Annotated in this window: 15 protein-coding genes and 1 pseudogene; 8 read left to right on the plus strand and 8 right to left on the minus strand. The window is 64.6% G+C overall.

Features of this window, described 5'->3' with window-relative positions; genetic code table 11:
* Positions 1-126: 126 nt before the first annotated feature.
* Both ACVW1C_RS21910 and ACVW1C_RS21915 read right to left on the minus strand, forming a co-directional pair.
* A complete protein-coding gene (locus ACVW1C_RS21910) occupies positions 127-2580 on the minus strand; it encodes a cyanobactin maturation protease PatG family protein (RefSeq protein WP_456760185.1) in 2454 nt (817 codons plus the stop codon).
* A 350-nt stretch (positions 2581-2930) separates the two neighbouring features.
* The gene (locus ACVW1C_RS21915) at positions 2931-3605 is read right to left on the minus strand and encodes a LuxR C-terminal-related transcriptional regulator (RefSeq protein ID WP_456760186.1); all 675 of its coding nucleotides are present in this window, start codon (positions 3603-3605) and stop codon (positions 2931-2933) included.
* A 439-nt stretch (positions 3606-4044) separates the two neighbouring features.
* Between ACVW1C_RS21915 and ACVW1C_RS21920 the strand changes: the two genes are divergently transcribed.
* The gene (locus ACVW1C_RS21920) at positions 4045-4806 is read left to right on the plus strand and encodes a S1 family peptidase (protein WP_456760187.1); all 762 of its coding nucleotides are present in this window, start codon (positions 4045-4047) and stop codon (positions 4804-4806) included.
* Between the two features lie 159 nt (positions 4807-4965).
* On the opposite strand, the pseudogene ACVW1C_RS21925 reads toward ACVW1C_RS21920, so the two are convergent.
* From ACVW1C_RS21925 to ACVW1C_RS21935, 3 genes and pseudogenes are all read right to left on the minus strand, one after another.
* Positions 4966-7189, minus strand: a pseudogene (locus ACVW1C_RS21925) (acetate--CoA ligase family protein).
* A 167-nt stretch (positions 7190-7356) separates the two neighbouring features.
* A complete protein-coding gene (locus ACVW1C_RS21930; RefSeq protein ID WP_456760188.1) occupies positions 7357-7968 on the minus strand; it encodes a class GN sortase in 612 nt (203 codons plus the stop codon).
* A 201-nt stretch (positions 7969-8169) separates the two neighbouring features.
* Positions 8170-10383, minus strand: coding sequence for a marine proteobacterial sortase target protein (locus ACVW1C_RS21935; RefSeq protein ID WP_456763138.1), 2214 nt, complete (start codon positions 10381-10383; stop codon positions 8170-8172).
* 253 nt (positions 10384-10636) lie between these two features.
* On the opposite strand from ACVW1C_RS21935, the gene ACVW1C_RS21940 reads away from it, so the two are divergent.
* Positions 10637-11401, plus strand: coding sequence for a helix-turn-helix domain-containing protein (locus ACVW1C_RS21940; RefSeq protein WP_456760189.1), 765 nt, complete (start codon positions 10637-10639; stop codon positions 11399-11401).
* 289 nt (positions 11402-11690) lie between these two features.
* On the opposite strand, the gene ACVW1C_RS21945 is transcribed toward ACVW1C_RS21940, so the two are convergent.
* The gene (locus ACVW1C_RS21945; RefSeq protein WP_456760190.1) at positions 11691-12911 is read right to left on the minus strand and encodes an ABC transporter substrate-binding protein; all 1221 of its coding nucleotides are present in this window, start codon (positions 12909-12911) and stop codon (positions 11691-11693) included.
* A 127-nt stretch (positions 12912-13038) separates the two neighbouring features.
* Complete coding sequence (locus ACVW1C_RS21950; protein ID WP_456760191.1) at positions 13039-14580, minus strand: acyl-CoA synthetase; 1542 nt, start codon at positions 14578-14580, stop codon at positions 13039-13041.
* Between the two features lie 215 nt (positions 14581-14795).
* On the opposite strand from ACVW1C_RS21950, the gene ACVW1C_RS21955 reads away from it, so the two are divergent.
* From ACVW1C_RS21955 to ACVW1C_RS21975, 5 genes are all read left to right on the plus strand, one after another.
* Complete coding sequence (locus ACVW1C_RS21955) at positions 14796-15932, plus strand: acyl-CoA dehydrogenase family protein (RefSeq protein WP_456760192.1); 1137 nt, start codon at positions 14796-14798, stop codon at positions 15930-15932.
* A gap of 194 nt (positions 15933-16126) precedes the next feature.
* Complete coding sequence (locus ACVW1C_RS21960) at positions 16127-17287, plus strand: acyl-CoA dehydrogenase family protein (RefSeq protein ID WP_456760193.1); 1161 nt, start codon at positions 16127-16129, stop codon at positions 17285-17287.
* A 60-nt stretch (positions 17288-17347) separates the two neighbouring features.
* Positions 17348-18559: an acyl-CoA dehydrogenase family protein gene (locus tag ACVW1C_RS21965; protein ID WP_456760194.1), complete on the plus strand. Its 1212-nt coding sequence runs from the start codon at positions 17348-17350 to the stop codon at positions 18557-18559.
* A gap of 99 nt (positions 18560-18658) precedes the next feature.
* Positions 18659-19315: a glutathione S-transferase family protein gene (locus tag ACVW1C_RS21970; protein ID WP_456760195.1), complete on the plus strand. Its 657-nt coding sequence runs from the start codon at positions 18659-18661 to the stop codon at positions 19313-19315.
* A 206-nt stretch (positions 19316-19521) separates the two neighbouring features.
* Positions 19522-20346 carry a helix-turn-helix domain-containing protein gene (locus ACVW1C_RS21975; protein ID WP_456760196.1) on the plus strand — a complete coding sequence of 275 codons (825 nt, stop codon included), beginning with the start codon at positions 19522-19524 and terminating at the stop codon, positions 20344-20346.
* A gap of 43 nt (positions 20347-20389) precedes the next feature.
* Here the strand turns inward: ACVW1C_RS21975 and ACVW1C_RS21980 are convergent, their stop codons facing one another.
* Positions 20390-21613 (minus strand): ABC transporter substrate-binding protein, encoded by a 1224-nt coding sequence (locus ACVW1C_RS21980; protein ID WP_456760197.1) that lies wholly within the window; start codon positions 21611-21613, stop codon positions 20390-20392.
* 215 nt (positions 21614-21828) lie between these two features.
* Between ACVW1C_RS21980 and ACVW1C_RS21985 the strand changes: the two genes are divergently transcribed.
* Complete coding sequence (locus tag ACVW1C_RS21985; RefSeq protein WP_456760198.1) at positions 21829-22695, plus strand: 3-keto-5-aminohexanoate cleavage protein; 867 nt, start codon at positions 21829-21831, stop codon at positions 22693-22695.
* The last annotated feature ends 84 nt before the right edge of the window (positions 22696-22779 follow it).

Below are 22779 nucleotides of genomic sequence, written 5' to 3' on the forward strand. Positions count from 1 at the left end.
GGCACCGACCGGGCAGCCGTCGCTGGACGTCGCCCAGGGGATCGCTCATCGCGTCGGTCCCCCGGACCACGTGACGCTAAATCGCGCCACGTTCTGATCTCCTCCGGATGCAGAGGAGCAATCGCCTCAGTAGACCTGCCACTGCCGCAGCGGCCCAACCGCGACCGGCACCACGTCGCTCACGTCGATCGTGTACTGATAGACTTCGCGAGCCTGGGTCAGGACCTGGGTCGGATTGAAGAAGCGGTAGGTCACGTCGTGGCAGATCGATTCCGGGCGGCAAATGACGCTCTGGTCAACTTCCACGGTGTCGAGCCGCAGGCCCTTCTTGGCGACGTCGGTGAAGATCTTCCGCGTGTTGTAGGCGTTCATCGCCGAATAGTTCAGCGCGCGATCCTGCGGCGAGAGGCCCACATTGCGGAACTCGTTGTAGATCCGCTCGAGGAAACCCTCGGCGCCGTCGGGCCAGGTCTCGGGATCTGGTCCGAACAGCGTGTAGAGATCCCACTGGTAGAAGCCGCGCCAGTCGGTCACCAGCGTCGGCACGACGGTCCCGTTCAGGAGCTTGGTCGTGTTGGTGCTGTCGACCCAGCCGGCCATCGAAATCCGCGCAACGCCGCCGCGCGGCGGGAACGCTGGTGGCGTGGTCGGTGGGGTGTCGTCGCCGCCACGTGCTGCCGCCACCACGCTTCGGGTGTTCGACGGATCGTCATGCGAGACCTCCTGGTGCCAAAGCGCCAGGATCAGCGCGGCGAAGAATCCGAGACCGAACACATCGAGCGGCTTGACCGCGTAGATCGGAATCGAGTCGATCGTCATCGTCCAGATGATGGCGTCGGCATCCGGGAAGTTGTTGCCGGAGCCGGCCGGCGTCGCGGTCTCGCCTTCGGCCTGGTTCAACAGATAGCGTGCCATGATCGCTGGATTGTACGGCGCCGAGGTATCGCCGGAGCGGTCGCGCTCGGGCCCGAACACCGGATCGCCGCGTCCGATCAGGCTGTCGCGCCAGTTGGCGATCGCCTGCACGAAGTAATCGAGGCGAGCTTCCTTGCCGAAATCGTAGAATAGCCGGCCGATCGGGAAGGCGAGCTGACCGGTGGACTCGGACGCAGCGCCCTGCGGACGCATGCCGCCGCCGCAGCCGCAGCTCCTTTCGCTGGTTCGCACCGCGGGTGCTTCATACGCCTGCAGCGCCTGGGGCATTGCGACGGGAAGCGCGTTGCTCGGCATCAGCGTAGGCAATTGCTGCGGCTGCAGCCAGGTTTGCGGCATCATGCTGGCCGTTGGCATCGCCATCTGCGGCATCATCATCGGCGGCATCACCATCTGGGGTGCCGGTGCCGGCATCCAGACCATGTCGCCGCCCGCATGGGGAGCGTGATACGGATAAGGCGCGGGTGCGGCGATCGGCGCGGCGACGACGCCGTGATCAACGGGGACGGCCATGGCCGCAGGTGCCGCCGGCGCGGCGGGCTGCGCCTCGCTTGGCATGATCCCGCCGTTGCTTCGCAGGACCGAGCCGTCCGGCCCGAATATGCGCGGAGCCGATGGTGCAGACATTGCTGATAGATCTCCCATGGAACCCTCTCTGGTTGCAGTTGGCTGAGCGGCGGATGACGGTTGGACGAAAGGGCGCGCGGACACTCCCCAGAAGCGGGGAGGCGCGGCCGTGGCACCCGACGGCATGACGGCGTCCGCCTGCTCGCCAAGCAGGGCGGCGACAGCCGCGGGAATATCGAGCCGTCCGGCGAGACAGCGCGCGGCGCTGCCATCGTTGCGGCAGGGAACCGCGCTTTCGAGCAGCGCGGCACGAACGGCTTGCGGATCGGCCTTGCGTCCGTTCTGGCGCAGGCATGAGAGCAGCAGCGCGACGACACCGGTGACGATCGGCGCCGCGTAGCTCGTTCCGGAACGCAGGCTGACGTTGCGGACCGGCGAGGCGCCGGCGATGTTCTCGCCCGGCGCCAGGATGCCGTTCTCGAGATAGGCGTCGCCGAAATTGCTGAACGGCAGCGGGTTGCCGGCCAGATCGCACGCGCCGACCGCAAGCACCGAAGCGAGGCTGCCCGGCACCTGGACGCAGCGGCAGCCATCATTGCCGGCGGCGGCGACGATCAGCTTGCCGGCGCGTTCGCAGGCCCGCACCGCGTCGACCAGAATGCGATCGGCCTGCCCCGTCGCGGATTGCTGACCGCTGCTGATGTTGATGATGTCGGCGCCCACCGCCAGCGCCTGGTTGATCGCGAGCGCCAAGGTGCTTTGCGAGGACGGCTCGATCTGTCCGGCGGCATTCTCGCGATAGATCGAGAACACGGTTGCGCTGCAGTTCGGCGCGACGCCGAGCGCCGGGCTGCCGGGCGTGCCCATCAGCACGCTCGTGACATGCGTGCCGTGCTCGGACTGGATGATCGATGAAGACGGCACGACCAACTCGCCGCCCATGGCGACACGGGCCTGCCTGAGCGAGGGATGATTGAGATCGACGGGGCCGTCGATGATCGCGATCTTCACCGCGGGGTCGCCACCCGACGTTCTCTGCCACAAGGCAGCCAGACCAGCGATGTCGGCAACTGGATTCATGAAATCGATCCTGGCCGATCTGCTGCGAATTCGTGCAGCCGATCCGTCTTCCACGGCAATCTGCAATCGCGCAGCGAACGAAAAGAGCGGCATGTCGCTGCGTTGGTGCTGTTGTGGCAGGTGTGCCGCGAAAGGCCTATTCGTCGTGGTGGATCAGAAAGGATCGAGCCGATGATACGGATCGACCGATCCATGAGATCGATCCTGCGCCTCGAAAGATCGATCAAAGGGTTTAGTCGGGATCTGTCTCGCGATGTGATGCGGCGCGCATGCGTGCAAAGCGGCGCCGCATCTGCGCACCAATGCGCGCGCGCTGCGGTCAGTCGAATACGGAATTCACGTCGCTGGTGTCAGTCGAGCTCGCGGCGGCGATCGAGAGCCGGCGCAGATGATGCGAGCCACGGCGCTTCGCGGACCCGCCGCATCGCCTGCGCCCGGCGCGGCAGGCCGAGCTTTTGCAGCACGTGATGGACGTGATGCTTGACGGTTGCAAGACTGAGACTGAGATCGCGCGCGATCTCCTTGTTCGACATGCCCTGCCCGATGAGCTTGAGAACCTCGCTTTCGCGGCGCGTCAGTCCCTGGTCCGTATCGATCGTATCCGTCTGACGTTCCATGCAAAACAACGCCCGCAGCAATCCGCCGGAAATCTCGGCGCTGCAGGCAAGCCGCCCTGACGCCACGTCAGACAGTGCGCGGCACAGCTCGTCGAAGCTGGCATTCCGGGAAATGTAGCCGCTGAATCCGGCCCGGCCGCAGCGGACCACGTCGCGCCGGTCCTCGTTGAGGCCGAGCGCTACCAGCGCGATTTCCGCATGCTCGCTCGCAATCACACGCACCTCGTCGAGATCGATGCCCTGTGTGACGTCGATCAGAATGACGCTCACATTACCGGTCTCGAGGGTCGCGCGCAGGCCGGCAAGATCGGCGACCGCCGCCTCGACGGCAAACTCGGCGTGGTTCCGGAAACTCGAGGCAAGCCCCTCGCTGAACAGCCTGATCGGCGTGACGACCGCGATCCTCATCATTATCCTCGAAACTCAACGAAATGGCGGATGAAAAGCCGTCTGCATGTCGACGGCACCGGCATCCAGAAAGTCATGAAGGTAAGTATGCGGTATGCTGCCAGAAGTTGTATTATATTATCAGGTCGAAATTACGGCTCTGATACGCGCGGGATCAAGAGATACAGTTCACATTCGAACGTCGTGCCGACAGCACGATGCAGGATACGATGTGATGGATATCGCGGCAAGGTGACGAGACGCAGCGCGTGCGCACCAAGGGCTGCAGGAAATCTCGTGGTGACTTCAACGCCGTAGTGATCGACGCCTAGATATTTAGATAATTGACGCGTGTCGGCGCAGGTGCTCTGTACAAGATTGCGTGTTCTTCGACCGAGTGTGAGCGACGCAATGCCGCGCCTCGGATGTGCTCAATCCAGATGCAGATCGACAGGATTCCATGACGAGCGTGATTCGAGTGACAGCCTTTCTGACCCTGTTGACGGCAACGCCGGCCTTCGCGATCGTCGGTGGTGGCGCGCCGTCGACCGATGGCGTCGCGCGCGCCGTCGTCACCATCGTCGGCTCGCGCGGCAATTTCTGCACCGGCGCGCTGATCGCGCCGAAGGTGGTGCTGACCGCGGCGCATTGCGTGCAGCCCGGTGCCGACTACAAGATCGTCGACTATGGGCCGGACCGGCAGCCGAAGCTGCAGGACGTCAAGACGGTCGCGATTCATCCAGCCTTCCGGATGCAGGCGATGACCAATCATGTCGCGACCGCCGATGTCGCGCTGCTGCAGCTTGCGGACCCAGCCGCAGGCAAGGCGCCGGCCGTGCTCGGTATGCCCAACATTCCGATCCAGGTCGGCGGCCGCTTCACGGTCGCAGGCGTCGGTGTCACCGTGCGCGGCGACGGCAAGAGCGGCGGCAGCATTCGCGTCGCCGGCCTGATCGCGAGCGGCAAGCCCGGCACGCTGCAGATTCGTCTGGTCGATCCGGTCGGGCAGGGCGTGCGCGACGGGCTCGGCGCCTGCACCGGCGATTCCGGTGCGCCCGTGTTCGAGGACAAGCCAGGCGGGCCTGTCATCGTCGGCGTGGTGAGTTGGTCCACCGGCCCGAACGGCACCGCCGGCTGCGGCGGCATCACCGGGGTGACGCCGCTCACGCTCTATCGCGACTGGGTGATGCAGACCGCGCGGCAGTGGGGTGCGAGCTTCTGAAGTTACCTCGCCCCGCTTGCGGGGAGAGGTCGGATCGCATCGAAAGATGCGATCAGGGTGAGGGGGAGTCGCCGCGAATCGGCTTGCCATTGTGTATGCGGAGATAGCCCCTCACCCCAACCCTCTCCCCGTAAGAACGGGGAGAGGGAGATGAGAGCCCTAATGCCCCGCTGCCTTGTTCGCGGCGGCGTTGTTCAGCACGATCAGGCCATCGACGGCGACGCCGAGCTTGCTGTTGATCAGGAACGGATTGACGTCGATCGAGGCGATGCGGCCATTGGCGTCGGCCATCAGGTTCGAGAGTCCGACCAGCGCCTTCACCGCCGACGGCTCGTGCAGCGCGGGCTTGCCGCGATAGCCCTTCAGCTTGACCCCGGCCTTGGTCTTGGCGATCAGCTCTTTCGCCTCGGCGGCATCGAGCGGCGCGCCGGCAAGGGCGACGTCCTTCAGCAGCTCGATATCGACGCCGCCGGTACCGAACAGCACCACGGGGCCCATCTCGGCATCGAGCGAGGCGCCGACCACGAGCTCGAGGTCGGCCTTGACCTGTTGCGCAATCAGGATGCCCTCGAGCTTCGGCTTGCCCTTCAGCTTCTTCACCCGCGCGGTGATGTCGTTGAACGCCTTCTTCACCTCGGCCGCGTTGGCAAGGTTCAGCACCACGCCGCCGATATCAGACTTGTGCAGGATGTCGGGGCTGACAACTTTCGCGACCACCGGGAAGCCGATCGCCTTGGCAATCTTTACGGCCTCCGCCGCGGTCTGCGCGACGTCTTCCTTGGAGATCGGGATGCCGTAGGCCTTGAGCAGCTGCTTCGAGGCAACCTCGTCGAGTGCGGCGGCGCCGTTGGCCGCTTTCAGCGTCTTCTCCAGCATCGCGCGCGCGGATGCCTTCGAGCTTGACACGATGTCGGGCACTTCCTTGCGCAGACCGGCATATTCGATCAGCGACTTGATCGCGCCGACTGCGCGGTCAAGACCCTGCATGACTGCGATATTGGGCAGCGACTTGCGCAGTCCCTTGGTGAATTCGGTGAAGCCGATCGACATCGCGCTGATATAGATCACCGGCTTGTTGGCCCGGCCCGCCATCTCGTTGACGATGCGCAGATTGCGCTCGCGCAGCTCATGCGGCGCCTTCGGCAGCTCGGCATCGATGATGACGATGTCAGTATCGGGATCGTCGATCATGATCTTGATCGACTTCATGTAGACGGAGGGATCGACCACCGCGGCGAAGCCGGCATCGAGTGGATTGCCGACGATGCTGCCGGGCCCGAGCATCTTCGCCAGCTGCTCCGTCGCGTTCGGGCTCAGCGGTGCGAAATTCAGGCCGGCGGAATAGAACGCGTCGATCAGCAGCCCGCGCTTGCCGCCGGACAGCGACACCGCCGCAAGGCGGCTGCCCTTCGGCGGATCGGCATGGACGAAGCACTCGGTGGTTTCGATCAGTTCATCCAGGCCGCGCACGCGGATCACGCCTTCGCGGGTCGAGATCGCATCGAACGTCTCGATCGAGCCGGCGAGCGCGCCGGTATGCGCCATCGCGGCGGCGCGGCCGCCTTCGGAGGCACCGAGCTTGAGTGCGATCACCGGCTTGCCGGCGGCGCGCGCGGCCTTGCAGGCTTCGCGGAAAACCTTCGTGTTCCTGACGCCTTCGAGATAGACCACGATGACGCGGACGCTCGGATCGGCGGCGAAATAGCTCATCAGGTCCGGGGTCTCGAGGCCGGATTCGTTACCGGTCGTGACCATGTAGCCGACGCCGACGCCGCGATCCTCCAGCGCCTGGCGGATCGCCATCACGATCGCCCCGGATTGGCCGGCGATCGCGACCGGGCCTGGCTCCATGGTGACGATGCGGTCGTCGATATTGGTGAACAGATTCTCGCCGGCGCTGAGATTGCCCAGGCAATTCGGCCCGGTGACCGCAAGTCCGGTCTCCTTGATCGCCTGCTTCAGCTCGACCGCGAGCCGCTGGCTCTCTTCATCCTGCAGCTCGCTGAAGCCGGAGGTGACGATGGTCGCCGAGCGGGCGCCGGCGGCGGCCGCATCGCGGATCACCTGCACGGCAAAGCGGGCCGGTACCAGCACCAGCACATGGTCGGGCTTTTCGGGAAGGCTGGCGAAATCCTTGTAGCAGGTGACGCCCCAGATCGTTTTCGCGCTTGGCGTTGATCGGAAACAGCCCGCCGGCATACTCGTATTTGATCAGATTGTTCCAGATCCGTTCGGCGTAGTTGCCGGGCTTGTCGGTGGCGCCGACCAGCACGATGTTGCGCGGGTGCAGCATCGCATGGATGCTCTTGACGATGTCGCTCGCGTCAGCGGGCGGTGCCCATTTGCGGGACGGATGTGACGCGGTGCCTGCGAAAGCTTCCATGGAGCCTGCCCTTATCCTTGTTCTACTTGTTTCCTCTGGCCCACGGCGCATCACCGCAGAACGCGATTTTTCATTGTTTTTATGGCTGATGGAAGGGGGTAGCAACTCACGCTGATGCAAGTCAGGCATCGCTTGTAATATCCCGGCAGGCGCAAAATCGATGCCGATCAGGAACCTGATTTGGCTCGGCTCGAATCCGTCTCGAACGGGTTCGAATCCGGGTCGATCATGGTCGCGTGCAGCAGATAGCGCTCGGGCCCCGATGTCAGCGCGTCGAATGGCCAGCAGGTCGACAGCACCAGCTCATACCGGTTGGTGAGCGGATCGATGCCGGACTGGTCGAAGAGCACGACCGCGCTGCGATCGGCGAGGTAGCGAAAAATCTTGCCGTCGCTTCTCGTGACGTCGATCTCGTCACCGATTGTGACATCCTTCAGAAAGCGGAAATGGGTATCGCGATGCGCGGAATAGACCGCAACGCCCGGCTCGCCGGCATCGACGGTCTGTTCGACATGGCCGGGGCCGAACGCCAGCGCCTGGCCGCTGCTGCCGGCAAGCGCAATTGCCGACGCGTGCAGGCGCTTCACCTCGATCCGGGCGACCGGCCAGGTATCGGCCCAGCGCCACGGCTTCACGGGGTGGCCGGTCGCAATGCTCTGTGCGAAGGCGCGCTCCAGCAACACCTGCGCAAGCAGTGCCTTGGCGTGGATATAGGTGCCCTGGCCGAGCAGGATCAGGCCGATGAGGGCGAAGACGAGCGGGAGGATGAAGCGGCGCATATGCTTACTCCCGTCATTGCGAGCGAAGCGAAGCAATCCATCATGCGGCATATGGGGAGCCATGGATTGCGTCGTCGCTTCGCTCCTCGCAATGACGCTTAGCGAGAGAAGTGGCGCGCGCGGCCCATGGGGGACGGGTGAGAAGGCCGCGCGCGCTCTTGAAAGAGGAGGTCGGGGGGCACCTCCTCCTTTCATCCGACGTCAGTGGGACGACGTCTGACGCCGGTTGAACACCAGAAGCAGAAGGCTGACCGTGAGCAGGATCACACCCGCGATCATCTTCAGTTCGGCATCGGTCGCGGTCTTCGGCAGCTGGATCGTGCCGGGACCTGGCGTCGCGACCGGTGACCGCTTCAGCGCGGCGAGCTGCACGTCGCCGCCGTCGGCGCGGCGTTCGGTCGGTGCGGCCGGCAGGCGCGGACGCTCGCCGAACACCTTTGCGAAATCCCAGCCGGCGGGCAGGTTGAGCGGCAGTTCGGAGAGTTTGAGCGGCTCGCCTTCGGGACGGCTCGGCGTCTTGTCGACCGCAATGAGGCTGGTCAGCCGCGTCACAAGCTGATGCTCCAGCGCCAACGCAAGGATGGTCTTGTCGGCGTCCTCCGGGCTCGCCTGCCGCGTGGTGCGCGCGACCTCGGCATCCGCGATCTTGCGGCGCGCCCACAGCTTGGAGAGGCCCTTGCCTTCGGCCGCATTCGCGAGCGGCAGCGTCACGCTCCACGGACGGTCGCCGATGCGGCCCTTGATCTCCACCGAGCCGGCAAGCTTCTCGAGCTTCGCGGCCAGCACCAGCGGCTCGTCGCGGTAGACGTCGGGGAGTGCGGACGGCGTCAAGTCGGCCGCTGTATCGGAGAACTTTGCGGCGAGGTTCGTCACCGCGGGATTCTCCAGCTTGGCGAACAGGTCGCGCATCCGCTCGTCGACCTGCTCGACCGAGCCGATATGGGTGAAGGTGCCGCGGCCGAGCTCGGCGGCGCGCGTCATCAGGTAGGTGTTCGGCGCCGAGCCGATGCCGACCATGAAGACGCGTGAGCGGCCGCGCAGCGCGCTGATGGTCTCGAACAATTGCTGCTCGTTGCCGATGGCGCCATCGGTCAGGAACACGACCTGGCGGACATGGTCGGCGTCGTCATGATTGGTGTCGGAGAGTGCCGCGCGCATTGCCGGCACCATCTCGGTGCCGCCGCGCGCCTGCAACGCGCTGACGAACGACGTCGCGTTGCCGATATTGGCGCTATTGGCCGCAACCGGCGCCGGGAACAGCGTGTCCATGGTGTCGTCGAAGCGGATCACGTTGAAGCGATCGGTCGGCTGCAAGCGGCCGAGCGCGTAGATGAGGCTCGCCTTGGCCTGGATGATCGAGGTGCCGCCCATCGAGCCGGAATTGTCGATCACGAAGATCACTTCGCGCGGCAGGAGCTTCTGTTGCGCCTGCTCGACCGCTGGCGGGGTGACGAAAGCCAGCAGATAGTCGGAATTGCCGACATGCTCGCGGAACAGCCCGACCGATGGTGCCTTTTCGGCGGCCGGCCTCCAGCTCAGCTCGAAATCGCGGTCGGCCGGCACCGGACCTTCGGCGAGCTTGACGACGCGCGTGGTGCTGTCGGGGCTCTCGATCCTGACCTGGTGGAAATGGCTCTTCACCTCGCCGAGCGCAAAGCCGGCGTTGAGGTGCACCGTGATGTTGGTCGGATTGACCGGCGCGTTCGTCGCGGGATCGAGCACCTCGGAGGCGATCCGATCGCGGTCCGGCACCGGATCGGTGGTGGTGGCGCCCCAGCCGCTGCCATCGGCGCGGAGGTCGACGCTCTGTACCACCGGGCGCGGATTGTAGCGCGGTCCGACCACCATCGGCACCCGCAGCGAGAATTCGTTGCCGTTCTGCTGCACCGGCTCCTGATACTCGATCTGCACCAGCACGGTTTCGCCGGGACCGATATTGGCGACCGAGTTGGTGAAGATGTTCGGCCGTTCCTGCTCGGTGAGCGCGGCCTTCTGGCCATTCTGCTTGGCCTGCTCGTAGATGGCGCGGGCCTGCTGCCGCTCCTTGATGTCGCCGACCACGATGCGGTCGCCGACCACCATCTTCAGCGTGTCGACCGCGCCGCCTGCCGGCAGCGGATAGACATAGGTCGCTTCCACCCAGTCCTTGGTCGGGTTGCGGAAGATCTGCGTGACGCGGGCGCGGACGGTCGGGCCCGACACCGTGAGATCGACATCGACACCGAGCCGCAGCGCGTCGGCATAGCCGTCGTCGGTCTTGAACAGCAGCGAGCCGGAGCGCGCGTCGCTTGGCCGCAGCACCGCCTGTTGCGGCAACTCGGCCGACCACACCGGATCAAAGCTCACGAACAGCGCCGCAAAGCCGATCGCCAGCGCGGCGACGCCTTCCACCAGGAAGAACAGCGCAATGCGCATCCGGCGCGACAGCCGGATCTGCGGGCCGCTCTCACATGCATCGTAAATCGTCATTTTCGTCACTCCCGAGCGAGACTTTCGCTGCCTCGCGATCATGGAGAGCGGCGGTTTTGGCGCGAGCAGAATGATCGGCAATGATTGGCCGCCATCCGTCGCGGCCCGCCGCTGTCGGAGGCGGGTTTGTGCGGTTTTGTGATGGATTGTCCGGTCTGCTAGACTGCGCGGAATCAAGGGGAACCGGGCAGGAATCACGATGCCGACGCCTGACAAGCAGCTTTCCGCCGAGCTGAGCCAGCAGGTCGCGGAGACCATCCGCGAGGAGATCGCGCGCCGCCGCATCTCGCGGCAGACCCTGGCCGAGCAGGCGAAGCTCAGCCTTTCGACGCTGGAAAAGGTGCTCGGCGGCCGCCGCCCGTTCACGCTGGCGACCACCGTGCGGCTCGAGCAGGCGCTCGGCGTGTCCCTGCGCAAGCTGCCGGAGACGATCACGGTGGCCGCGCCTGCCAATGGCGGGATCGCGCCCGACAGCCTCGGATCCTATTCGCGCCGCTCGGTGGCGCGGATCGAAGGGACTTACGTCACGGTGCGCCCGTCGTTCGGCGAGCAGGGCGCGGTCTATGCCTATCGGACGGAGATCGCCTGGGACGATGCGGCGTCATCGCTCGGCTTCCGCGAGGGCGAGCGGCAGGATGCCGATTACACCCAGTATGGTGAGGTGGCGGTGCCCAACGAATCGGGCTTCGTCTATCTCGTGACCAACCGGCATGGCCAGCATCGCGTGATCACGGTCTCGCGCCCGCGCAATTCCGGTGAGATGTACGGCATCATCACGACGCTGCTCGCCGGTCGCGGCTCGCTGCTGACGCCGGTCGCCGCGCCGATCGCATTCCTGCCGGTGAAGAACGTGCCGAAGCCGAGCCTCGGCCGGGTGTCGGCCGATGATGCGAACTACGCCCTCTACCGCGAGCATCTGCGCCGCACGATCGACGAGCCGTTCGCGATCTTCCTGCCGGCATAGTCGCAGGTTACGCGGCGACAAGGACGTCGTCGGTACACTCCGATGCTAGCCCCGTCATCCTGAGGTGCGAGCGGAGCGAGCCTCGAAGGATGCGCGGCCACCAGCGGGGCCGTCGACCCTTCGAGATGCGCGCAAGAGCGCGCTCCTCAGGGTGACGGTGAGAGAGTGGTGTGCCACCGGCTGGTTCAATCTGGCCTCTCGCTTCATACAAAGCACTCCGCAAGAACAACGAAGCCGCCCGATTGGGCGGCTTCGCAATGCCTGATGTTTGGTCGCGGTGCGCGTGGCGCTAGCCGCCGGTCTCGGCGCTGATGATGTCGCCGAACAGCTCCCACTGTCCGTTCTTGAACTGCATCATCTTGAGCTGCTCGACCGGGGCGAAGTCGGTCGCACTGGTGTTGATCCGGATGCCGGGGATCAGCGTGTCGGGCGTGAAGTCCTTCAGGCTGGCGGCCTGCTTCATCACGTTCTCACGCGTCAGGTTGTCGCCGGCCTGCTTCAGCACCTGAACCATGGTCTGCGCCGCGGCGTAGCCATAGACCAGATTGGCGTCGGACAGGTTGGCGCCCGGCATGTACTTCTCGGCGAAGGCCATGAACTTCTTCATGCCCTCGTCGTTCTTCCACTGCGGATCGGACGCGTCCTTGAGGTAGCCGGCCGACAGCACGCCTTCCGAAGCCTCTAGGCCAGCGGGCTTCATGACAGCGCCGATCGAGATCGAGACGTCGGTCATCACGTGCATCGGCTTCCAGCCGAGCTCGGCGATCTTCTTGATCGCCTGCGCCGCGAATTTCGGCGTCGAGATGTTGACGAACACGTCGGCGCCGGTCTCCTTCAGCTTGACGATGTGGGAGTCGATCGACGGCTCGGTGGTCTCGTAGCTTTCCTCGGCGACGATCTTGGCGCTCGATTTGTCGAGCACCTCCTTGAGGCCGACCAGGTAGTCCTTGCCGAAATCGTCATTGGCATAGAAGATCGCGACCTTGGCATCCGGCTTGGCCTTGAGGATGTACTTGCCGAAGATCCGCGCCTCGACGCGATAGCTCGGCTGGAAGCCCATGGTCCACGGGAAATCCTTCGGATCGTTCCACTTGCTGGCGCCGGTGGCGAGGAACAGCTGCGGCACCTTCTTGGCATTGTGATACTTCTGCACCGCGGTCTGGGTCGGCGTGCCCAGCGCGTTGAACACCAGGAAGACCTCGTCGCTCTCGATCAGCTTGCGGATCTGCTCCACGGTTTTCGGCGGCGAGTAGCCGTCGTCATAGGAGATCCAGTTGATCTTGCGGCCGTTGATGCCGCCCTGATCGTTGATCATCTTGAAATAGGCTTCTTCGGTCTTGCCGATGACGCCGTAGGCGGAGGCGGGACCGCTATAGGCCTCGACATTGCCGATCTTGATCTCGGTGTCGGAGGCGCCGCTGTCATACTTCTTTTGTGCAAAGGCGGCCTGGGTTGAGAGCAGGCAGAGCGCCGCGGCGGCGGCCAGCAGCGACAATTTTGTGGCTTTCATAAAGGCAATTTCCTCGATTGATTCTGGTTGGGGACTTACGCAACGAACCCGCAGCCGGTCCCGGCAGACGGTTGCGGGGCAATTCTTGTCACTGTGAGATCCGAAACGCGCGAGGCTTGTTTTCGGATCACGCCGCGGTATCGGTTGGCTTCGGCTGGCTGAATTGCTGCCGGAGCGTCGGCTTATGAATCTTGCCTGTCGCATTCCGCGGCAGGACATCGATGAATTCGATCAGGCGCGGGCACTTGAACCGCGCCAGATTGGCCTGGCAATGCGCGTGGATCTCGGCCGGCGTCAGCGTGTGGCCCGGCTTCACGGCGATCACGGCCATCCCGACCTCGCCCCATTGCTCGTTCGGGATGCCGATGACGGCGGCCTCGGCGACGGCGGCCAATTGATGCAGCACGCTTTCGACCTCGGCCGGATAGACGTTCTCGCCGCCGGAGATGTACATGTCCTTCCAGCGGTCGACGATGTAGTAGAAGCCTTCCTCATCGATCCGCGTGGCGTCGCCGGTATGCAGCCAGCCGTCGGTCAAGGAGGATGCGTTGGCGTCCGGCCGGTTCCAGTAGCCCGGCGTGATGTTCGGGCCCTTGACCCAGAGTTCGCCGAGTTCGCCGACCGCGGCATCGCTGCCGTCGGGCCGCACGATCCGGACCTCGGTGTGCAGCACCGGCTTGCCGGACGAGCCGGCCTTGCGCGCGGCATCCTCGCGGTCGAGCACCATCACCGCCGGCGAGGTCTCGGTCATGCCGTAGCCCTGCTGCAGCGCCACGCCGCGCGCCTCCCAGGTTTTCAGCAGCGGTACCGGCATCGGTGCGCCGCCGACCCCGCCGATTATCAGGCGGCTGAAATCCGCTGACGCGAAGGCCGGATGCTGCGCCATGAACTGGTAGATCGCGGGCACGCCGAAGAACACGTTGATGCCCTGCAAGGGATCGCTGATCAGCTTCAGCGCCTCGCCGGGATCGAACGCGCGCATGATCAGCACCGTGCCGCCGGCATGCAGCACCGGGTTGGTGTAGCAATTCAGCCCGCCGGTGTGGAACAGCGGCAGCACGGTCAGCAGCACCGAGGCCGGCGAGATGTAGGCGGGGCCGCCGAGATTGACGCAATTCCAGAACGTCATCCCATGCGTGATGATCGCGCCCTTGGGCTGGCCCGTGGTGCCCGAGGTGTACATGATGGTCGATATGTCATCGAGCGTGACCTCCTCGAACCTTTCGAGCGGTTTCGCCGCCGCGATGCCGGCCTCATAGGCACCGCCGGGTCCGAGCCGCACGGTCGACGCGACATCGCAGAGCTTGGCGACCGCAAGCGCCGTCTCGGCGAGGTCGTCGTCATGGATCATCACCTTCGGCGCGGCGTCGCCGGTGATGTAGCGCAGCTCGGGAACGGTGAGGCGGGTGTTGAGCGGCAGGAAGACCGCCCCGATCCGGAAGCAGGCGAACTGGACCTCCAGCGTATCCGTCGTGTTCAGCGCCAGCACCGCGACCCGGTCGCCGCTGGCGACCTTGAGCTCGTCGCGCAGATAGCCCGCGAGCCGCGACACGCGGGCGTCGAGTTCCGCATAGCTGAAGCGGCGACCGCTTGCGAGATCGACAAGCGCCATCTTGTCCGGCGTGCGCCGGCGATGATGCGCGATCCAGTCGTAATAACGAACCGGCAAATGTCCCTCCTCTGGAACGGCAGTCTTGCGCCGCCTGTTCCTAGCTCGATTGATGCCATGAATTGGCAATGGAGGGGGCGTATCGGGGATACTGTCTTGCGTTTAGTGGCTGGCGGCTGGCGAGATGGAAGGCCGGTCCAGCGACAGCCACTCGACGCAAGTGAACCGGGAAGAATCCGGACATCGTCGGAGGCGGGAATCAACGGAGCACGCGGATGGCAAACCCATTCTACACCAGCGAGCATGAGGCCTTTCGCGAGGTGATGCGGCGCTTTGTGGCCAGGGAAATCGAGCCTTATGCCCATCAATGGGACGAAGAGGGCGAGTTTCCCCGCGCGCTCTATGCCAAGGCGTCCGAAATCGGGCTGCTCGGCCTCGGTTTCCCGGAAGAATATGGCGGGATCGCCGCCGACCAGTTCATGAAGATCGTGGCCTCGCAGGAGCTGGCACGCGCCGGCGCCGGCGGCGTCTCCGCGAGCCTGATGAGCCACACCATCGGCTCGCCGCCGATCGCCCGCGCCGCCCGCCCCGAGGTCAAGGCGCGGGTGCTGCCGGATGTGCTTGCGGGCAGGAAGATCTCCGCGCTGGCGATCACCGAGCCGAGCGGCGGCTCCGATGTCGCGAACCTCCGCACCAAGGCGCGGCGCGACGGCGACCATTATGTCGTCTCTGGTGAGAAGACCTTCATCACCTCGGGCATGCGCGCCGACTATCTGACGGTCGCGGTGCGCACCGGCGGCGAGGGCCCCGGCGGCGTCAGCCTGCTCTTGATCGAAGGCGATACGCCGGGCCTCTCCCGCACCAAGCTGAAGAAGATGGGCTGGTGGGCGTCTGATACCGCGACACTTCATTTCGACGAATGCCGCGTGCCGGTCGAGAACCTGATCGGCGAGGAAGGCCAGGGCTTCAAGATCATCATGCAGAACTTCAACAGCGAGCGCATGGGCATGGCGGCGGGCTGCACCGCCTATGCACGCGTCTGCCTCGACGAGGCGGTCGCCTATGCCAAGGAGCGCAAGACCTTCGGCAAGCCGATCGCCCAGCACCAGGTGATCAGGCACAAGATCGTCGACATGGCGCAGAAGGTCGCGGCCTCGCAGGCGATGCTGGAAATGCTGGCGTGGCGGCTCGGCCAGGGCGAAAGCCCGGTCGCCGAGATATGCATGATGAAGAACCAGGCGACGCAGACCATGGCGCATTGCGCCTCCGAAGCGGTGCAGATCTTCGGCGGCGCCGGCTTCATGCGCGGCGTCAAGGTCGAGCGCATCTACCGCGAGGTCAAGGTCAACGCCATCGGCGGCGGCACCGAGGAGATCATGAAGGATCTCGCGAGCCGGCAGATGGGGTTGTGAACGAGGCAGCAGACGACGCGGTGCGTGAGGAAACACCCTCCTCCTGAAAGGGGGAGGACAGGGTGGGGGGCAAGCCGCGAGTCCGATTGGCAGTTTGACCCCCACCCGGCCCGCTCGGCGTTGCCGAGCGCGCCGACCTCCCCCTTTCAGGGGGAGGTGAAGAGAGAGACGACCACGGAAAGACGAGACCAACAATGCTCTTCACCGCCGATCACGACGAACCGCGCCGCGCGCTCCAGAAATTCATCGCGGCCGAGATCAATCCCCATGTCGATGAATGGGAGAAGGCCGACATCTTCCCGGCGCATGAGCTGTTCAAGAAGCTCGGCAATCTCGGCTTCCTCGGCCTCAACAAGCCGGTCGAATTCGGCGGCCAGGGGCTGGATTATTCCTACGCGCTGATGATGGCCGAGGAGTTAGGGGCCATCACCTGCGGCGGCGTGCCGATGGCGATCGGGGTGCAAACCGACATGGCAACGCCCGCGCTGGCGCGGTTCGGCTCCGACGAGGTGCGGCGCGAATTCCTGGTCCCTGCAATTGCAGGCGACCAGGTCGCCTGCATCGGCGTCTCCGAGCCCGGCGCCGGCTCCGACGTCGCCTCGATCAAGACCAATGCCCGCTCCGACGGCGACGACTACGTCATCAATGGCGGCAAGATGTGGATCACCAACGGCACCCAGGCCGACTGGATCTGCCTGCTCGCCAACACCAGCGACGGCCAGGTCCATCGCAACAAGTCGCTGATCTGCGTGCCGATGAAGACCAAAGGCGTGCAGGTCGCGCGCAAGCTCGACAAGCTCGGCATGCGCTCCTCCGACACCGCGCAGATCTTCTTCGACAATGTCCGGGTGCCGAAGCGCAACCGGATCGGCGAGGAGGGTCAGGGCTTCACGTACCAGATGATCCAGTTCCAGGAAGAGCGGCTGTGGGGCGCGGCCGCCTGCCTGAAGGCGCATGAATACATCATCAACGAGACCATCGACTACACGCGCAACCGCAAGGCGTTCGGCGGCTCGATCCTCGACAACCAGGTGGTGCACTTCAAGCTCGCGGAGATGCAGACCGAGGTCGAGCTGCTGCGCTCGCTGATCTATCGTGCCGGCGAGGCGCTGGTCGCCGGCGAGGATGTGACGCGGCTTGCGACCATGGCGAAATTGAAGGCCGGCCGGCTCGGCCGCGAGCTCACCGACGCCTGCCTGCAATATTGGGGCGGCATGGGTTTCACCAACGAGACGCCGGTCAGCCGGGCCTATCGCGACAGCCGCCTGACCTCGATCGGCGGCGGCGCCGACGAGGTGATGCTGATGGTGTTGTGCAAGATGATGGGCACGCTGCCCGGGATGAAGACGAACTAGCACGAAGCCGTCCGGCGGATCGCATGCGCCGCCGGTACGACCGCAGGGATGGAGGCCGATATGCTCTATCAGGAGAGCCAGAAAGTCGTGGAGCTGAAGCATCGGCTTCAGTCGTTCATGGATCGCCATGTCTATCCGAACGAGGCACGGTTCTACCGCGAGGCGGAAGAGCTCGGCCCATGGAAAGTCTTTCCGGTCGTCGAGGAGCTGAAGCCGAAAGCCAGGGACGAGGGGCTGTGGAATCTGTTCCTGCCCGAGAGCGAGCACGGCGCAGGTCTCTCCAATCTCGAATATGCGCCGTTGTGCGAGATCATGGGCCGGTCGCATCTTGCGCCGGAGCTCTTCAATTGCTCGGCGCCCGACACCGGCAATATGGAGGTGCTGGCGCGTTACGGCACCAGGGAGCATCAGGAGCGATGGCTGAAGCCGCTGCTCGCGGGCGAGATCCGGTCCTGCTTCGCGATGACCGAGCCGGCCGTTGCCTCCAGCGACGCGACCAACATCGAGAGCTCGATCGTGCGCGACGGCGATGACTACGTCATCAATGGCCGCAAATGGTACACCACCAACGCCACCGATCCGCGCTGCAAGATCTGCATCTTCATGGGCAAGACCGATCCCGATAATCCGGACCGGCATCGCCAACAGTCGATGATCCTGGTGCCGATGGATACGCAGGGCATCGAAGTGCTACGGCCGCTGCCGGTGTTCGGCTTCTACGGCGTGCCGGACCGTGCCTCGGAGGTCGTGTTCACCAATGTGCGGGTGCCCGCAAGCAACATGCTGCTCGGCGAGGGCCGCGGTTTCGAGATCGCGCAGGGGCGGCTCGGCCCGGGCCGCATTCATCACTGCATGCGGCTGATCGGGCTTGCCGAACGCACGCTTGAGAAGATGTGCGTCAGGACCAGGAGCCGGGTCGCGTTCGGCAAGCCGGTCGCGGAGCAGACCGTTACGCAGGAGCGGATCGCGGAATCGCGCATCATGATCGAGCAGGCGCGGCTCTTGACGCTCAACGCGGCCCACATGATGGATACGGTCGGCAACAGGGTGGCCAAGGCCGAGATCGCCATGATCAAGGTCGCGGTCCCCAACATGGCCTGCCAGGTCATCGACTGGGCGATCCAGGCGCATGGCGGCGGCGGCACCAGCAACGACTTCGGGCTCGCCGCAGCCTATGCGACGGCCCGGCTGCTGCGTCTCGCCGACGGTCCGGACGAGGTCCATCGCAACCAGATCGCGCGGCTCGAGCTACGCAAATACGGCAATGCCTGAACCGGAAATGTGCGGGAGGAAGGCATCGCGCACGACAATGTTGCAGTCACCTCGCCGGCACTCCATGGTGGCGGCGATCAAGAACATGGGAAACGCCTGATGATCACGCTCTATCACTGCGATGCCGCGCGCTCGTTCCGTCCGTTGTGGATGCTGGAGGAGCTCGGGCTGCCCTATGAGCTGAAGATGCTGCCGTTCCCGCCGCGCGTATTCGCCAAGGAATATCTCGGCATCAATCCGCTCGGTACCATTCCGTTCATGGTCGATGGCGAGACGAAGATGACGGAGTCCTCCGGCATCTGCCACTACCTCGGCACCAAATACGGCCCGACGCCGCTGGTCGTAGGTCCCGACGAGCCGGCCTATGGCGCGTTCCTGAACTGGATGTATTTTTCCGATGCGACGCTGACCTTTCCGCAGACACTGGTGCTTCGCTACAGCCAGCTCGAGCCGGAGGAGCGGCGCAACCCGCAGGTCTCGGCCGATTATGCAAAATGGTTCTTGGGCCGCCTGCGCGCGGTCGAGGCCGTTACCGCGAATTCTGAATTCCTCTGTGCGGAACGGTTCACGGCCGCCGACATTGCCAACGGCTATGCGCTCCGGCTCGCCAGCAATATCGGCCTCGCCAAGGATTTCGGGCCGAATGTCGCGGCCTATTGGGCGCGGCTGCAGCAGCGCGAAGGCTACAGGCGCGCGGTGGCGTCGGAGCAAAAAGCCGGGCAGGAACAGAACGTTGCGCCGCGAGCGCGGCCCTGATGATGCGTTGTTCCAGGGTGGTCCGAAGGACCACACCACAGATGCACAATTGTGCATCTGTGAATCTCGAGATCCCACAATGCGCAATTGCGCATTGGGGCTCGATGCGTCGCATCGCCCCGGAATGACGACGTATCGCTTTTGCGAATTTGCGCTATGGTAGCTCCGCCGCAGCGGCCTAAAGAGCCGCGCGAGGAGGAACCGCCATGGACGCCATCGTGGACGCGAAGTGCCAAGAGTCCGGCCAGCAGCAGTCCGGCCACCGGATGCTGATCACGCCGGAGCGGGTGTTCTATGCCGGGCTGCTCGGCCGTCCGCGCGAGCGCTGTCCCGGAGCGTTCCATGTCTATGTCGCGATCCGCGAGGGCCTGCATCTGTCGACCAGCGAGGGCCGCGAATCCCACGGCGAGCTCGCGGTGACGATGCCGAACCTGCGCCACACCATCACCAGCGAATATCGTTCCGCGATCTGCGTCGCGATCGAGCCGGAGAGCGTGCCCGACGGCACGCTGGAGGCAGTCGCGCGCCGCCTGCAAGGACCCGACTCCCATTTGTTCGCGAACCGGATTCGCAACGCCTATGCGACGCTTGCCGAGATGCAGCATCGCGACGCGATCGCGAATGCCGAGTTCGACACCATGTGCTTCGGCGACGCGCTGCCGCAGCGTGTGCTCGATCCGCGGGTGGTGCGTGCGATCGGCCGCATCGGGCAGTTCTCCGGCGAGCCGGTGACCGCGGCAGGCTGCGCCACCGAGGCCGGGCTGTCGCCTTCGCGCTTCCTGCATCTGTTCAAGGAGGAGACCGGAATCTCGTTCCGCTCCTTCCGTGCCTGGAAGCGCGCACGGCATCTGCTGCATTTCGCCAACCAGGACATCAACCTCGCGCATCTCGCGCAGGATATCGGCTATCCCGACAGCACGCATTTCAGCCACTCGATCCGCCGCTTCTACGGCCTGAAGCCGCGCGCGATCTTCTCCGGCTCGCGGGATCTTGCGATTTATCGCACTGGGCAAGAGCGCGCGTTGACGTAACCATCCGGCGTTCGCCTGGACGACATTTGGGATTCTTCTGCCGCTACAAATTCGCGCCCTGGATCACCTCGCCGAACCGCAGCCAGCCGGGCCCTTCGATCCGTTGCAGCTGAAGCTGCTGCAGTGGGTGGTGATTGGTCGGGCTGGTGTTGACGCGAATGCCGGGTAACAGCGTCGGGACCTCGACATCTTTTAAACTGTTCGCCTGCGCCATGATGTTGTCGCGGGTGAAATTGCCCTTGCACTGCTCGAGCACGATCTTGAGCACCTGCGCCACCGTGTAGGCGTAGAGGCTGTAACCTTCCTTCGGATTGCCGTCGGGGAAGTATTTTCCCATGAAGGCGAGGAAATCCTTGACGCCCGGGTCGTTGGCCCAGGCCGGATCGGCGACGTCCTTCACATAGGCCGACGAGATCGTGCCCTGCGACTTGTCGAGACCGACGGGCGCGATAGTCGAGGAGATCGAGGCCGCGCCGCTGGCGATGAAATGCATCGGCTTCCAGCCGAGCTCGTAGATCTTGCGGATCGACTGCGCGCAGAATTTCGCCGTCGTGCCCGAGATCAGCACGTCGGGATTGGCGCCGCGCAGCGCGACTATCTGGGAATCGATCGTGGGATCGGTGACCTCGTGCGAAGCCACTACGGCCGATGTCGCGAACCGCTCACCCAGCACATCCTTGGCGCCGGCGACGAAATCCTTGCCGAGATCGTCGTTCTGGTAGAGCACGGCGAACTTCGCGTTCTTGTTCTGGCTCAGCGCATATTTGACGAACACCTGCGCCTCGGTGCGCGCACTCGGCGCAAAGCCCATGGTCCAGGGATAGGTCTTGTAGTCGCCCCATTTGTCGCCGTTCACCGACAGGAACAGATGCGGCACCTTGGCGGCGTTGATGTACTTGACGACCGATGAATTCGGCGCGGTGCCGAGCATGTTGAACAGGAAGGCGACATTGTCGCTCTCGATCAGGCGGCGCACCTGCTCGACGGTCTTCGCCGGATTGAACGCATCGTCGTAGTAGATGTACTTGATCTGCCGGCCGGCGATGCCGCCCTGCTCGTTCAGCATCTTGAAATAGGCTTCCTGGCAGCGCGCCTGCACGCCCAGCGCGGACACCGGGCCGCTGAGCGAGGTGGTGCTGCCGATCCTGATCTCGGTCGCGGTGACGCCGGGCGTATCTTCGGCAAGTGAGGGCTTGAGGCCCGCGACCGCGGCAAGCCCCGCGCCTGCGGCGCCGGTGAGCCATCTGCGCCGGTTGATCGAGACCATGATCTTCTCCCCGTGATGCCGGCTTGTTGCGCCGCTTCTGCTTTGCAAGCAACTCTATGCGCCGCGCGGGCGTCGCGTCTTGTGTTAACCGGCTGACGGCGGATTCCGTCGTGAGCGCATCCACTTAGCCAGTCAACGCAAGATGGCGCACAGACAAATTTCTCATCATGGGAAAATCAGCCGCGCAGGTGCGCTGCAACCCGGACGAGAGACCCATGAGCGACAAGGCCGTCATCACCTGCGCGCTGAACGGCGTGCTTACCGACCCGAAACAGCACAATGTTCCGGTGACTCCGGAAGAGATGGCGCGCGAGGCCAAGGCCGCGTTCAACGCCGGCGCCAGCATCATGCACATCCATCTGCGCCAGCAGGCGCCGAACGAGGGCCACCTGCCGTCGTGGGAGGTCGGCGTCAGCAAGGAAATCCAGCAGGCGATTCGTGAGGCCTGCCCCGGCGTGATCATCAACCACACCACCGGCACCTCGGGCCCGAACTACCAGGGCGCGCTCGACTGCGTGCGCGAGACAAAACCCGAGATCGCGGCCTGCAATGCCGGCTCGCTGAACTATCTGAAGGTCAAGGCCGACAACACCTGGGCCTGGCCGCCGATGATGTTCGATAACGCGGTCGAGAAAGTTCAGGATTATCTCGACGTGATGAATATGGCCGGCACCATCCCCGAATTCGAGTGCTTCGATGTCGGCATCGTGCGCTGCGTCGGCATGTACCGGCAGACCGGCATGTATTCCGGCCCGCTCGAGTACAATTTCGTGATGGGCGTCGCCTCGGGGATGCCGGCCGATCCGGAGCTGTTGCCGATCCTATTGAAGCTGAAAGTGGGGGAAGCGCATTGGCAGGTCACGGCGATCGGCCGCGCCGAGATCTGGCCGCTGCACCAGCGCGCCGCCGACCTCGGCGGTCATCTGCGCAGCGGCCTGGAGGACACGTTCTATCTCGGCGACGGCACCAAGGTGACGTCGAACGGGCAGCTCGTCGAAGGACTCGCCGCCTGCGCGCGGCGTGCGGGGCGCGAGATCGCGAGCCCGGCGGAAGCACGGCAGATTTTTGGGGTCAGGCACTGACGTCAACCCGGCCGTCATTGCGAGCGAAGCAATCCATCTTGCCACTCGAAGATAGGGTGGATTGCTTCGTCGCTTCGCTCCTCG

The sequence above is a fragment of the Bradyrhizobium sp. USDA 4011 genome (assembly GCF_054063415.1).

Bases quoted from the DNA above. Each gene is read 5' to 3' on its own strand.
- ACVW1C_RS21975 (WP_456760196.1), top strand. From the start codon at position 19,522: ATGGACGCCATCGTGGACGCGAAGTGCCAAGAGTCCGGCCAGCAGCAG.
- ACVW1C_RS21915 (WP_456760186.1), bottom strand. From the start codon at position 3,605: ATGAGGATCGCGGTCGTCACGCCGATCAGGCTGTTCAGCGAGGGGCTT.
- ACVW1C_RS21955 (WP_456760192.1), top strand. From the start codon at position 14,796: ATGGCAAACCCATTCTACACCAGCGAGCATGAGGCCTTTCGCGAGGTG.
- ACVW1C_RS21945 (WP_456760190.1), bottom strand. From the start codon at position 12,911: ATGAAAGCCACAAAATTGTCGCTGCTGGCCGCCGCCGCGGCGCTCTGC.
- ACVW1C_RS21930 (WP_456760188.1), bottom strand. From the start codon at position 7,968: ATGCGCCGCTTCATCCTCCCGCTCGTCTTCGCCCTCATCGGCCTGATC.
- ACVW1C_RS21960 (WP_456760193.1), top strand. From the start codon at position 16,127: ATGCTCTTCACCGCCGATCACGACGAACCGCGCCGCGCGCTCCAGAAA.
- ACVW1C_RS21965 (WP_456760194.1), top strand. From the start codon at position 17,348: ATGCTCTATCAGGAGAGCCAGAAAGTCGTGGAGCTGAAGCATCGGCTT.
- ACVW1C_RS21920 (WP_456760187.1), top strand. From the start codon at position 4,045: ATGACGAGCGTGATTCGAGTGACAGCCTTTCTGACCCTGTTGACGGCA.
- ACVW1C_RS21940 (WP_456760189.1), top strand. From the start codon at position 10,637: ATGCCGACGCCTGACAAGCAGCTTTCCGCCGAGCTGAGCCAGCAGGTC.
- ACVW1C_RS21985 (WP_456760198.1), top strand. From the start codon at position 21,829: ATGAGCGACAAGGCCGTCATCACCTGCGCGCTGAACGGCGTGCTTACC.
- ACVW1C_RS21910 (WP_456760185.1), bottom strand. From the start codon at position 2,580: ATGAATCCAGTTGCCGACATCGCTGGTCTGGCTGCCTTGTGGCAGAGA.
- ACVW1C_RS21935 (WP_456763138.1), bottom strand. From the start codon at position 10,383: ATGCGCATTGCGCTGTTCTTCCTGGTGGAAGGCGTCGCCGCGCTGGCG.
- ACVW1C_RS21970 (WP_456760195.1), top strand. From the start codon at position 18,659: ATGATCACGCTCTATCACTGCGATGCCGCGCGCTCGTTCCGTCCGTTG.
- ACVW1C_RS21980 (WP_456760197.1), bottom strand. From the start codon at position 21,613: ATGGTCTCGATCAACCGGCGCAGATGGCTCACCGGCGCCGCAGGCGCG.